General features: G+C 65.6%; 7 protein-coding genes. 5 read left to right on the forward strand and 2 right to left on the reverse strand.

Going from position 1 to position 13075, the window contains the following annotated elements; genetic code table 11:
• The first annotated feature begins 1 nt into the window (after position 1).
• Positions 2 to 739, forward strand: a complete 738-nt coding sequence (locus QJT78_RS06175) for an amino acid ABC transporter ATP-binding protein (protein ID WP_028147613.1) — start codon at positions 2 to 4, stop codon at positions 737 to 739.
• 167 nt (positions 740 to 906) lie between these two features.
• Here QJT78_RS06175 and QJT78_RS06180 read toward each other — a convergent pair whose 3' ends face one another.
• Complete coding sequence (locus QJT78_RS06180; protein WP_028147612.1) at positions 907 to 1941, reverse strand: cysteine synthase A; 1035 nt, start codon at positions 1939 to 1941, stop codon at positions 907 to 909.
• A 96-nt stretch (positions 1942 to 2037) separates the two neighbouring features.
• The gene (locus tag QJT78_RS06185; RefSeq protein ID WP_028147611.1) at positions 2038 to 3267 is read right to left on the reverse strand and encodes a cyclopropane-fatty-acyl-phospholipid synthase family protein; all 1230 of its coding nucleotides are present in this window, start codon (positions 3265 to 3267) and stop codon (positions 2038 to 2040) included.
• A gap of 648 nt (positions 3268 to 3915) precedes the next feature.
• On the opposite strand from QJT78_RS06185, the gene QJT78_RS06190 reads away from it, so the two are divergent.
• From QJT78_RS06190 to QJT78_RS06205, 4 genes are read left to right on the forward strand one after another with little or no spacing between them, the layout of a single operon-like run.
• Complete coding sequence (locus QJT78_RS06190; protein WP_028147610.1) at positions 3916 to 5367, forward strand: efflux transporter outer membrane subunit; 1452 nt, start codon at positions 3916 to 3918, stop codon at positions 5365 to 5367.
• Positions 5357 to 6754 carry an efflux RND transporter periplasmic adaptor subunit gene (locus QJT78_RS06195; RefSeq protein ID WP_028147609.1) on the forward strand — a complete coding sequence of 466 codons (1398 nt, stop codon included), beginning with the start codon at positions 5357 to 5359 and terminating at the stop codon, positions 6752 to 6754. Before QJT78_RS06190 ends, QJT78_RS06195 begins: the two co-directional genes overlap by 11 nt.
• 36 nt (positions 6755 to 6790) lie before the next feature.
• On the forward strand, positions 6791 to 9940 hold the full coding sequence (locus QJT78_RS06200) for an efflux RND transporter permease subunit (RefSeq protein WP_028147608.1): 3150 nt from the start codon (positions 6791 to 6793) through the stop codon (positions 9938 to 9940).
• On the forward strand, positions 9940 to 13044 hold the full coding sequence (locus QJT78_RS06205) for an efflux RND transporter permease subunit (protein WP_038943727.1): 3105 nt from the start codon (positions 9940 to 9942) through the stop codon (positions 13042 to 13044). The genes QJT78_RS06200 and QJT78_RS06205 overlap by 1 nt, the downstream gene beginning before the upstream one ends.
• Positions 13045 to 13075 lie beyond the last annotated feature (31 nt).

Genomic DNA, 13075 nt, shown 5'->3' on the forward strand with positions numbered 1-13075 from the left:
CATGTCCGACCCCATCGTCAAGATTTCCGGCCTCAACAAATGGTACGGCGAGTTCCACGTGCTGCGCGACATCGACCTTGCGGTCGCGAAGGGCGAGCGCATCGTGATCTGCGGCCCCTCGGGCTCGGGTAAGTCGACGTTGATCCGCTGCATCAACGCGCTCGAGGAATTCCAGGAGGGCGAGATCGTCGTCGACGGCATCGAGCTCGGGCCGAACCTGAAGCACGTCGATGCGGTCCGCCGCGAGGTCGGCATGGTGTTCCAGAGCTTCAACCTGTTCCCGCATCTGACCGTCCTGGAGAACTGCACGCTGGCGCCGATCTGGGTGCGCAACATCCCGAAGAAGGACGCCGAGGTCAACGCGATGAAATTCCTGGAGCGCGTCAAGATCCCGCACCAGGCCAACAAGTTTCCGGGACAGATGTCCGGTGGCCAGCAGCAGCGCGTCGCGATCGCACGCGCGCTGACGATGAACCCCAAGGTGATGCTGTTCGACGAGCCGACCTCGGCGCTCGACCCCGAAATGGTCAAGGAAGTGCTCGACACCATGGTCGACCTCGCCGAGGAGGGCATGACCATGCTGGTTGTCACCCACGAAATGGGTTTCGCCCGCGAGGTCGCCAACCGCGTCGTGTTCATGGACGCCGGCCAGATCATCGAGGCTAATACGCCGAACGAGTTCTTCGCCGCTCCCCAGCACGCCCGCACGAAGCTGTTTTTGAGCCAGATCCTGCGGTGATCTCGTAGGGTGGGCAAAGGCGCGTCGCGCCGTGCCCACCATCCCACGGCGATCGCGGCAAGCATGGTGGGCACGCTGACGCTTTGCCCACCCTACGGCACTGACGCTGTTGTTCTGGCCCGGCGGCGACCGCCACACCTAAAACAGGCGGCTACAGCCCTCCTGGCCTAGACGAACGGGGGCTTGATGTTGCTGCGCTTCTCCAGCCATTCCGGCACCGGCAGGTTCTTGGCGCGCATGAAGTCGGCGTTGAACAGCTTCGACTGATAGCGGCTGCCGGAATCGCAGAGCACGGTGACGATGGTCTTGCCGGGCCCGAGCTGTTTCGCGAGTCGTATCGCGCCGGCGATGTTGATGCCGGTGGAACCGCCGAGGCACAGGCCTTCGTGCTGGAGCAGTTCGTAGATCACCGTGACGGCTTCCGCGTCGGGAACAAGATAGGCGTCATCCACCTTCGCGCTCTCGACGATTGCGGTCGCACGGTTGAGGCCGATACCTTCCGTGATCGAGCCGCCCGGCGTCGCCTTGGCGTCGCCGCTCCGGAAATATTCGAACATGCCGGCGCCATGCGGATCGGCGCAGGCGATCCTCACGTTCTTGTTCTTCTCTTTCAGATAGCGGCTGACGCCGGCGAGCGTGCCGCCGCTGCCGACCGAGCAGACGAAACCGTCGACCTTGCCGCCGGTCTGCTCCCAGATCTCGGGGCCTGTCGACTCGTAGTGCGCCTTCGCATTGTCGAGGTTATTCCACTGGTCGGCGAACAGCACGCCATTGGGTTCGGTCTTGCGCAGCTCGTCGGCGAGCCGGCGGCCGACATGCTGATAATTGTTGGGATTGGCATAGGGCAGGGCCGGCACCTCGATCAGCTCGGCGCCGCACAGCTTCAGAAAATCCTTCTTCTCTTGGCTCTGCGTCTCCGGGATCACGATCAGCGTGCGGTAACCGCGCGCGCTCGCCACGACCGCGAGGCCGATTCCGGTGTTGCCGGCGGTCGCCTCCACCACGAGACCGCCCGGCTTGAGCTCGCCGCGCTTCTCGGCCTCCAGGATCATCCATTTCCCGGCGCGGTCCTTCACCGACTGGCCCGGATTCATGAACTCGGCCTTGCCCAGAATGGTGCAGCCGGTCAGTTCGGAGGCGCGCTTGAGCTTGATGAGCGGGGTGTTGCCGATGGCTTCGACAACGTCATTTTTGATGGTCATGTCAGGCAATTACCGGCTGGATCATAGGGTGGGCGCGACCCTAAAGTAGGGTGGCGGGCCTTACAAGCGACCCTTGCAAGCCGACCCCGCAAACCCCTATTGCTGCTTTGCGAAGATGACTTGCCTGACGTCGATATTCCCGGACAGGAATCCGGCCTCGCAATAGGACAGGTAATACTCCCACAGCCGCCGGAACCGGTCATCGAAGCCGAGCGGCACGAGGCCCGGCCAAGCCGTCTGGAAGTTATTCCGCCAGGTGGCCAGCGTCTTGGCATAATCCTGCCCGAAGATGCGCTCGCGAATGACGGGCAGGCCGAACCTGTCGCCGAGCGACTTGAGCACGGCGGGCGAGGGCAGCATGCCGCCGGGAAAGACGTAGCGCTGGATGAAGTCCACCTCGCGCCGGTAGCTCTGGAACAGCCTGTCCTGGATGGTGATCGCCTGGATGCCGGCGAGGCCGCCGGGCAGCAGCCGGTCCCGCAACTGGGCGAAATATTTCGGCCAGAACTGCTCGCCGACGGCCTCGATCATCTCGATCGAGGCGATGCGGTCGTAGCGGTCGCGTTCGTCGCGATAATCCTGAAGACGGATCTCGACCTTGTCGGCAAGGCCCGCCTCGTGAATGCGCTTCTGCGCAAAATCGCGCTGCTCGGTCGAGATCGTGAGGCCCACCACGCGCGTGCCGAAGGTCTTTGCGGCGAACTCGGCGAAGCCGCCCCAACCGCAGCCGATCTCGAGCAGCGTCTGGTCCGGCTTCAGGTCGAGCGCCTCGGCGAGCCGGCGGTATTTATTGGTCTGGGCTGCCGTGAGATCAGAGGTGCTCTCCTCAAACAGCGCCGAGGAATAAGTCATGCCGGGATCGAGCCAGGCCGAATAGAACGCGTTGCCGATGTCGTAATGGGCGTGGATGTTGCGCCGCGCCTGACGGCGGGTGTTGCGGTTGAACCAGTGCTGCAGCAGCTGGACGAACCGCATCAGCGGCTTGTCGTTCAGCATGGCCTGGATCAGATCGTGATTGACGCAGAACAGGTAGAGGAATTGCGTCAGGTCCGGCGTATCCCAGTCGCCGGCGAGATAGGCCTCCGCGATGCCGATGTCGCCGCCGTTGATGAGGCGCGACGCGAAGCCGTAATTGTGCAGCCGCATCGCCGCATTCGGGCCCGGCTCCTGGCCGCCGAGGCGGATCACGCGTCCGTCGGGCAGGGTGACGTCGAGCGTTCCTCTCCGCAGCCGCGCGCCAAAACTGAGTGCGAGCCGAACGATGCGCGGCAGATCGGCAAGCACTGTGTCTATGGTGTCTGACGTCACCGAGATGATATGCGACATCGGCGGATCCATCACCTGAACGGATACTGTCCGACCGCGAGCCAGGCGCCCCCATACGCCTCATATCGCTGGACCCGAGGGCGCCCCGCAAACGGTCAGCGTCGAATCATGCGCATGATATAGGTGCGCGTTGCGCCGGTCGCCAAGGTGCTGGCGGGGTACCTCCGGCAGTCCACCGCCGTGTGCACAGCGCAATTGCAGGCCAGCCGCCGATCATAGCGCGCCATGCGCTCAGCCAAGGCCGGGGAAGCTGCGGTGCGCCGCGGCGCAGGTTTCGGTGGAGCGCCCGCCGGGACCGGTGGCGCTGGCGTCGGCGCGGCAGCAATATCACATGAAATCTTGGTAAGCTTGAATGCGCCTCGGAGCGAGGTTGGAATACAAAAAAGCCCTGTGACACAGGCATCTTTTGTATTTGCGCGAGTTCGACATTGACGCATTCGGGGCCGCATTTCGCAGGTGCGGGACTGTCCCCCTGTTCCGCGCCCCGCTAGTATGAACTTCAGGTTCCGCAGAAAGCATCACGGCTGTGAACGAGTTACATAATCGCCCCCGGCCGGCCCGCCACGAATCGGTTAATCCGGCTGTGCGGTGGCGGATCGATCTGCCCGGCGGGGGGTGGATGTGACACAGGATGGTCCTGCGGTCGCCATGAGGCGATCTCCCGGCCTTACGTTCCGGGCGTCGCGTGCGGCGCGATGGGCTGCCGTGGCGTGCCTTGCCGCCAGTTCAGGCGCCTGCGTGCTGACGCAGGATTTGCCCGATCCCGCACTCGATGTTCCGACGCAATACAAATACGCGGGCAAGCCGGATGCGCCGCCGTCGCTGGATTGGTGGCGCGGCTTTCGCTCCGCGGAGCTGACGCAACTGATGGAGGAGGCGCAGACCGTCAATCTCGACATCGCCGCCGCCGTCGCGCGCATCGTCCAGGCCGACGCCCAGGCGCGGCAGGCGGGCGCGGCGCTATTGCCGAGCCTGTCGGGCGGCGGATCGGAAACCTATTCACGCACCTCGGGTTCGAGCGCCTCGGGCCTGTCCATCGGCGGCCGCGAGGTCGTCAACTATTCGGCTTCGCTGAGCGCGAGCTACCAGCTCGATTTCTGGGGCCAGAACCGTGACGCGCTGCAAACCGCGGAAGAGACGGCGAATGCCAACCGGTTCGATCGTGACGTCGTCGCGCTCACGACGCTGGCAGGCGTTGCCAACGCCTATTTCCAGGTGCTGGCCTCGCAGGACCGGTTGCGCACCGCCCAGAGCAACATCGCCAGCGCGCAGCGGATCCTTGATGCCATTCGCGAGCGCCGCAAGGCCGGCACCGGGACCGATCTCGACGTCGCCCAGCAGGAGAGCGTGGTCGCCAACCAGAAGGCGCTGGTGCCGCCGCTGCGCCAGACGCTCGACCAGAACGTCAACGCACTCGCCGTGCTGGTGTCACGGCCGCCGGAGAGCGTCCGCGTGCTCGGCGGCTCGCTGAACAAGATCGCCATCCCGCGCGTTACGCCCGGCCTGCCGTCGGAGCTTTTGACGCAGCGGCCCGACATCCGCCGCCAGGAGGCACAGCTCGCCTCGGCGACCGCGAACATCGGCAATGCCCGCGCGCAATTCTTTCCGACGATCCAGCTCACCGGCAATGGCGGCTATCAGAGCTCGGCGCTGGTGTCGCTGTTCCAGCCGCATGCTGCGTTCTTCCAGCTCGTCGGCAGCGCGACGCAGCCGATCTTCGACGGCGGCAAGATCCTCGGCAATTTCGAGTTCGCCAAGGCGCGGCAGGACGAGTTGCTTCAGACCTACCGCAAGACCATCATCCAGTCGTTTGCGGACGTCGACAACGCGCTGTATTCGATCAAGCAGACCACGATCAAGCTACAATTGCAGCGCGATGTCGTTACCTCGTCGAAGCGCGCCTTCGATCTCGCCGAGCAGCAATTGCGCGCCGGCACGGCCGACATCGTGACTGTGCTGAACGTCCAGCAGACACTATTTCAGGCCGAAGATGCGTTGTGGCAGGCCCAACTCGCACGGCTTCTCGCCATCGTCAGCCTATATCAGGCGCTCGGCGGCGGCTGGGAGCCGCGAATGGAGAAACCGGTCAATGCTCTTTAAGCCGGATACGAAGGAAGGCGCGAAAGAAGGGACGGCGAAGAAATCGCGCGGCCGCGGCTTCGTCATGACCCTGATCACGCTCGCCATCCTTGGCGGGCTCGGCTATTTCGGCTGGACCGTCTGGCATCAGCAACCGCAGCAGGCGAATGGCCGCAACCAGCGGCCCGATCTGCCGGTGCCTGTGCTGGCGGCGACCCCGCGCATTCAGGACGTGCCAGTCTATCTCGACGGCGTGGGCGCGATCCGCGCGCTCAACACCGTGACGGTGCGCTCGCAGGTCGACGGCAAGCTGATCGCCGTGAAATTCACCGAGGGCCAGGACGTCAAGAAGGGCGACGTGCTCGGCGAGATCGACCCCGCGCTCTACCAGGCGACGTATGACCAGGCGGTCGCCAAGAAGGCGCAGGACGAGGCCCAGCTCGCCAACCAGCGCATCGACTTGACGCGCTACGAGCAACTCGCTGCTTCCAATGCCGGCTCCAAGCAGCAGGCCGACACCCAGCGCGCGCTGGTCGCGCAGACCGAGGCGCTGGTGAAGGCCGACCAGGCCGCGATCGACAATGCGGCAGCGACGTTGAGCTACACCAAGATCGTGGCGCCGCTTTCGGGCCGCGCCGGCCTGCGGCAGGTCGACCAGGGCAACATCATCCACGCCGCCGACGCCACGGGCCTCCTGGTGATCACGCAATTGCAGCCGATCGCGGTGTGGTTCAGCCTGCCGCAGCAGCAGATCATGCGCGTCAACGCGGCGGCGTCGAAGGGCACGCTCGCGGTCGACGTGTTCGGCAATGACGGCATCACCGTGATCGACACCGGCAAGCTCACCGGCATTGACAACCAGGTCGACCAGACCACCGGCACGCTCAAGCTCAAGGCGGAATTCCCCAACGCCAATTACCAGCTCTGGCCGGGCCAGTTCGTCAATGTCCGCCTCAAGGTCGAGACCTTGATGCAGGCGCTGGTGGTGCCGACATCGGCGGTGCAGCGCGGACCGATCGGCACCTTCAGCTACGTCATCGGCGAGGACAATGTCGTCTCCGCCAAGCCGGTGACCGTGACCCAGCAGAACGAGCATGACGCCGTCATTGCCAGCGGGTTGTCGCCGACCGACAAGGTCGTCACGACGGGCTTTGCCAATCTGTCCGACGGGTCCAAGGTGGTCGTCGGCCGCGATGACCAGACACCGTCGGCCGATCTCGCCCCGCGCAAGCGCACGCGCGGCCCGGATGGCCAGAAGAAGGATGGGCAGGCCAAGGACGGGCAAAAGGACGGACAGGGCAAGGACGGCGAGCACCGCAAACGGAGCAGCAGCGAAGGCGACCAGAAGGGGCAGACCGGACCGGCACCGGGGCCGGGGGCATCGGGACCTGGAGCCAAGCAGCCATGATCCCGACAACAGCCGCCTGAGCGGCAGGCAGATCCCATGGGCGTCTCCGAACCCTTCATCCGCCGCCCGATCGCGACCTCGCTGCTCGGCATCGCCCTGCTGATCGGGGGCGCGCTCGGCTATTTCTCGCTGCCGGTCTCGGCGCTGCCGCAGGTCGATTTCCCGACCGTGCAGGTGTCGACACAGCTTCCGGGCGCGAGCCCCGACGTGATCGCCTCGCTGATCACCGCGCCACTGGAGCGGCAGCTCGGCCAGATCCCGTCGCTGACGGCGATGAACTCGACGAGCTCGTTCGGCGTCAGCCAGATCTCGCTCCAGTTCGATCTCAACCGCGACATCGACGGCGCGACCCAGGACGTGCAGGCCGCGATCAACGCGGCGGCCGGCGTGCTGCCCAAGACGCTGCCCTATCCGCCGACCTACGCCAAGGTGAACCCGGCGGACGCACCGGTGATGACGCTGGCGCTTCGCTCCGACACGATCTCGCTGCGGGCGATGAGCGACATCGCCGACACGCTTCTGGCGCAGCGGCTGAGCCAGATCTCCGGCGTCGGCCGGGTCTCGGTGCTCGGCGGGCTGAAGCCGGCCGTGCGCATCCAGGCGGATCTGGCGCGCCTCGCCGCCTATGGCATCGCCATGGAGGATCTGCGCACCGCGATCTCCAATGCCAACGTCTCCGGGCCAAAAGGCTCGCTCGACGGCGCGCAGCAATCCTACATCATCGCCGCCAACGACCAGATCGCCGCTGCCGACGCCTACAAGCCTGTTATCATCGCCTACCGCAACGGCTCGCCGGTCACGATCGGCGACGTCGCGCAGATCGTGGATGGCCTCGAGAACGACCGCACCGGCGGCTGGTACCAGGGCACGCCGGCGGTCATCATCGACATCCAGCGCCAGCCCGGCGCCAACGTCATCGATGTCGTCAGCCAGATCCGGGCGGAAATCCCAAAAGTCCAGCGCGCCATTCCGGCCGGCGTGAACCTCACCATCGTCTCTGACCGCACCGTCACCATCCGCGCCTCGGTCCGCGACGTGCAGTTCACCCTGATCCTCAGCGTCGTCTTGGTGACGCTGGTGGTGCTGCTGTTCCTGCGCTCGCTGCGGGCCACGCTGATCGCGGGCGTCGCGCTGCCGCTGTCGCTGATCACCAGCTTCGGCATCATGTATTTCGCCGGCTTCAGCCTCGACAATCTGTCGCTGATGGCGCTCACGATCGGCACCGGATTTGTCATCGACGACGCCATCGTCATGATCGAGAACATCGTCCGCCACATGGAGAACGGCGATGGCGCGATGGAGGCCTCGCTGAAGGGGGCCAGCGAAATCGGCTTCACCGTGATCTCGCTGACGGTGTCCCTGATCGCGGTGTTCATCCCGCTGCTGTTCATGTCGGGCCTCGTCGGGCGCATGTTCCGCGAATTCGCGCTGACGCTGACGATCGCGGTCGTGACCTCGGCCGTGGTCTCGCTGACGCTGACGCCGATGATGTGCTCGCGGCTGCTCAAGCACGCCCATGAGGAACTGGCGGTGCCGGGATTGGCCGCGATCAGCCGCTTCATTGACCGCACCGTCGAGTTCTATCACCGGACGCTGCTCTGGGTGCTGGAACGCCAGCGCGCCACGCTGCTCGTGACGTTCGCCACGCTGGTCGCGACCCTCGTCCTCTACGTCGTCGCGCCAAAGGGCTTTTTGCCGCTTCAGGACACCGCCTCGATCACGGCGGTGACGGAGGCGGGACCCGACGTGTCGTTCACCGAGATGCAGAAGCGGCAGGCCGAGGCGGCCGACGCCATCAAGGCCGATCCTGATGTGGTCGGCGTGGTCTCGGTGATCGGGGCGGGCTCGGTCAACCCGACCACCAATGTCGGGCGCTTGGTCATGACCTTGAAGCCGCGCGGCGAGCGGCGCGACGACGTCAGCGCGGTGGTGACCCGGCTGAAGGAGCGGGTGTCGGCCATCCCCGGCATGACCGTCTATTTCCAGCCGGTGCAGGACGTGCAGATCTCGACCCAGTCGAGTCGCTCGCAATACCAGTACACGCTGACCGGCACTGATGCGGCGCTGGTGTCGGAATGGGCGCGCAAGCTCGTTGCCGAAATGCGGCGCGATCCACTGTTCCGCGACGTGTCCTCGGAGGCGCAGGAGGGCGGCCTGCGGGCGCAGCTCGACGTGGACCGGACCCGGGCCGGACAGCTCGGCGTGAGCCTGCAAGGAATCACCGACACGCTCAACGACGCGTTCGCGCAGCGGCAGATCTCGACCATCTACGGCCAGGCCAACCAGTACCGCGTGGTGCTGGAGGCGCTGCCGATGTACCAGCGCGATCCCTCGATCCTGTCGAAGCTGTATCTGCCGGGCGCGGCGAGCAGCATCGTGGGCGCGCCCAACGCCCAGGTGCCGCTTTCCGCCGTGGCGACGCTGAAGCGCACCACGGCGCCGCTCGCGATCTCGCACCAGGCGCAATTCCCGTCGATCTCGCTCAGCTTCAACCTCGCCCCGGGCGCCGCGCTCGGCGATGCCGTCGAGGCGGTGAAGACGATCGAGACCCGGATCGAGATGCCCAACAGCATCGTCGGCGTCTATGCCGGCGATGCCGCCGAATTCGCCAAGGCGCTCGCCGGCCAGCCCTGGCTGCTGCTCGCCGCCGTGATCACGATCTACATCGTGCTGGGCGTGCTCTATGAGAGCTATATCCACCCGATCACCATCCTGTCGACGCTGCCCTCGGCCGGCGTCGGCGCGATCCTGGCGTTGATGCTGTGCGGGCAGGACCTCTCGGTGATCGGCCTGATCGGCATCATCCTGTTGATGGGCATCGTCAAGAAGAACGCGATCATGATGATCGACTTCGCGCTCGAGGCCGAGCGCGGGCAGGGGATGTCGCCGAACGAGGCGATCGTGCAGGCCTGTCTCTTGCGCTTCCGTCCGATCATGATGACGACGCTGGCGGCGCTGTTCGGCGCGCTGCCGCTCGCGATCGAGAGCGGCACCGGCGCCGAGCTGCGCTTTCCGCTCGGTATCTCCATCATTGGCGGCCTGCTGCTGAGCCAGCTGCTGACGCTCTACACCACGCCCGTGATCTACCTCGCGCTCGACCGCATCAACCGCCGCCTCGAGCAGGCGCTGCCGCCGGCTGAATCCGGCGGTCCGCCGGTCGCGGGCGCGACCGAGGGGATGCAGTGATGGCATCGATCTCGGAGCCGTTCATCCGCCGCCCGGTCGCGACCACGCTGCTGTCGATCGGGTTGTTCCTGCTGGGTGTCGTCGCCTACGAGTTCCTGCCCGTCGCCTCGGTCCCGAACGTCGACTTCCCCGCCATCTTCGTGTCGGCCAGCCGGCCGGGTGCCGACCCGTCCGTCATGGCGGCGACGGTGGCCTCGCCATTGGAGCGTCGGCTCGGCGAGATCGCGGGCATCAACCAGATCACCTCGACGTCGTCGCTCGGCACGACCAGCATCCAGCTCCAGTTCGACATCGGCCGTAACATCGACAAGGCCGCGCGCGACGTGCAGGCGGCGATCAACGCGGCGTTGATCGACCTACCGAGCGACCTGCCGACGCTGCCGCGTTTCCGCAAGGCGAACACGGCCGGCGCGCCTGTTTTCGTGCTGGCGCTGACCTCGAAGACACTGTCCGCCAGCGCTATCTACGACGTCGCCGATACCGTGCTCGCGCAGCGCATCTCGCAGGTGCCTGGTGTCGGCGACGTGACGGTGAGCGGCGCCGACCAGCCGGCGGTGCGCGTGCAGCTCAACCCCGTCGCACTGTCCAACGCCGGCATCGCCACCGACGACGTCAGGACCGCGATCATCAACGCCAACCCGCTTGGTCCCGTCGGCATCTTCAACGGCGAGCGCCAGAGCGAGACGTTGTCGCTGAACAAGCAGATGCGGACCGCGAAAGAGTTCCGCGACATCATCATCAAGAGCTCGAACGGCAATTTCGTCCGGCTGTCCGACGTCGCCGACATCGAGGACTCCGTCCGCAACGCTCGCTCGATCGCCTGGTTCAACAAGCAGCCGGCGGTGCTGATCCAGATCACCAAGCAGGGCGACGCCAACGTCATCGACACCGTCGACCGGGTGAAGGCGCTGATCCCGGCGCTGAAGCAATGGATCCCGGCGGGTGTCGATATTTCCACGCTGGTCGATCGCACCAGCACGATCCGCGCCAGCGTGCTCGACATGCAGTGGACGCTGCTGGCAACCGCCGTCCTCGTGATGGTCGTGGTGTTCGTGTTCCTGCGGCGGCTGACGCCGACGATCGCGGCCGGCATCTCCGTGCCGCTGGCGCTGGCCGGAACCTGTGCCGGGATGTGGGTCGCGGGCTTCTCGATCGACAATCTGTCGCTGATGGCGCTGGCGATCTCGGTCGGCTTCGTGGTCGACGACGCCATCGTCATGATCGAGAACATGTACCGCAATCTCGAACATGGCATGCGGCCGCTCCAGGCGGCCCTGGTAGGGGCACGGCAGATCGGGTTCACCGTGGTCTCGATCAGCCTGTCGCTGATCGCGGCTTTCACGCCGCTGATCTTCATGGACGGCATCGTCGGCCGGCTCTTGCGCGAGTTCTCGCTGACGCTGACCTTCGCGATCTTGGTCTCGACGCTGGTGTCGCTGACGGTCACGCCTATGATCTGCGCCCATTACATCCGGCAGACCACGTCGGGGTCCGCAACGCTGTTCGATCGGGTGATCGAAGGTTCGCTGTCGCGCGTGGTCGCGTTTTACGCCCGCAGCTTGCGCACCGTGTTGCAATATCCGCTGCTGACGCTGCTGGTGTTCTTCGCCACCATCGGCCTCACGGTGACGCTCTACATCAAGGTCCCCAAGGGCTATTTCCCGACCGACGATTCCGGCTTCGTCATCGGCGCGACGCGCGCCTCGGCCGACATTTCGTTCCAATCCATGCTCGGCCTGCAGCAGCGGCTCGCCGACATCGTAATGCAGGATCCGGCCGTGGCCGGCATCGGCTCGACGGTCGGCAGCGGAGGCGGGCCGGGGGGAGCGACCTCGAACCGCGGCACGATGTTCATCAGCCTGAAGCCGCCGGAGGAGCGCGACCACGTCTCGACGCAGGTCGTGATCGACCGTCTCAGGCGCGCCCTGTACCCGGTGCCTGGCATCCGCCTGTTCATGTTCGCCGCCCAGGACGTCCGTGCCGGCGGAAGGCAGAGCGATTCCGACTACCAGTACACGCTGACCAGCACCGATCTCAGCCTGCTCCAGAAGTGGGCGCCGATCGTGGCCAAGCGCATGGAGAGCGTCGAGGGCATCACCGATATTTCCAGCGACCGCGATCCCGGCGGGCTTCAGCTCACGCTCTCGATCGACCGCCAGAAGGCCTCGGCGCTCGGCGTCAAGGTCCAGGACATCGACAACGCGCTCAACAATGCATTTTCGCAGCGGCAGATCGGGATCATCTACACCCAGCGCAACCAGTATATGACCGTGCTGGAGATCGACCCGAAATTCCAGGTCGACCCATCCAACCTCGATCGCATCTATGTCGCCGGTGCCAATGACGCGCAGGTGCCGCTATCGGCCGTGGTGCATGCGACGCGCGGGCTCGCTGCGCTGGCGGTCTATCATTCGCAGGCGTTTCCCTCGACCACGGTGTCGTTCAACCTGTTGCCGGACGTGCCGCTTCAGACCGCCACCCAGAACGTGCAGCGCGCGGTCGAGGAGCTGCACATGCCGGAAGGCATTCGCGGCAGTTTCGACGGCAACGCGGGCGATTTCGCCAGGACCAGCGGCCGCCAGCCGCTGCTGATCCTCGGCGCGCTGGTGGCGATGTATATCGTGCTCGGCGTGCTCTATGAGAGCCTCGCCCATCCGCTGACGATCATCTCGACGCTGCCGTCCGCCGGGCTCGGCGCACTGCTCGCCTTGCAGCTCACCAACACGCCGCTGACGGTGATCGCCTTCGTCGGCATCATCCTGTTGATCGGCATCGTCAAGAAGAACGGCATCATGATGGTGGACTTCGCGCTCGATGCCGAGCGCCAGCGCGGCCTGTCCTCGGCGGAGGCGATCTTCGAGGCTTGCCAGGCGCGCTTTCGCCCCATCCTGATGACGACCATGGCGGCGCTGTTCGCCGGCATTCCGCTGGTCATCGCGACCGGTCCGGGCACGGAGCTCCGCCGTCCGCTCGGCATCACCATCATCGGCGGCCTGTTCGTCTCGCAGATCCTGACGCTCTACACGACGCCCGTGATCTACCTGCTGATCGACCGCCTGCGCCGCCGCTCCGAGCCGCGTCCGCTCGCTGCGCCCGCGGAATAGGTTGTTGAACGGCCGTTCGAAGCGTATAGCG

This window comes from Bradyrhizobium sp. Mp27, assembly GCF_029953005.1.
GTDB classification, from domain to species: domain Bacteria; phylum Pseudomonadota; class Alphaproteobacteria; order Rhizobiales; family Xanthobacteraceae; genus Bradyrhizobium; species Bradyrhizobium barranii.

Bases quoted from the DNA above. Each gene is read 5' to 3' on its own strand.
- QJT78_RS06175 (WP_028147613.1), top strand. From the start codon at position 2: ATGTCCGACCCCATCGTCAAGATTTCCGGCCTCAACAAATGGTACGGC.
- QJT78_RS06180 (WP_028147612.1), bottom strand. From the start codon at position 1,941: ATGACCATCAAAAATGACGTTGTCGAAGCCATCGGCAACACCCCGCTC.
- QJT78_RS06185 (WP_028147611.1), bottom strand. From the start codon at position 3,267: ATGTCGCATATCATCTCGGTGACGTCAGACACCATAGACACAGTGCTT.
- QJT78_RS06190 (WP_028147610.1), top strand. From the start codon at position 3,916: ATGAGGCGATCTCCCGGCCTTACGTTCCGGGCGTCGCGTGCGGCGCGA.
- QJT78_RS06195 (WP_028147609.1), top strand. From the start codon at position 5,357: ATGCTCTTTAAGCCGGATACGAAGGAAGGCGCGAAAGAAGGGACGGCG.
- QJT78_RS06200 (WP_028147608.1), top strand. From the start codon at position 6,791: ATGGGCGTCTCCGAACCCTTCATCCGCCGCCCGATCGCGACCTCGCTG.
- QJT78_RS06205 (WP_038943727.1), top strand. From the start codon at position 9,940: ATGGCATCGATCTCGGAGCCGTTCATCCGCCGCCCGGTCGCGACCACG.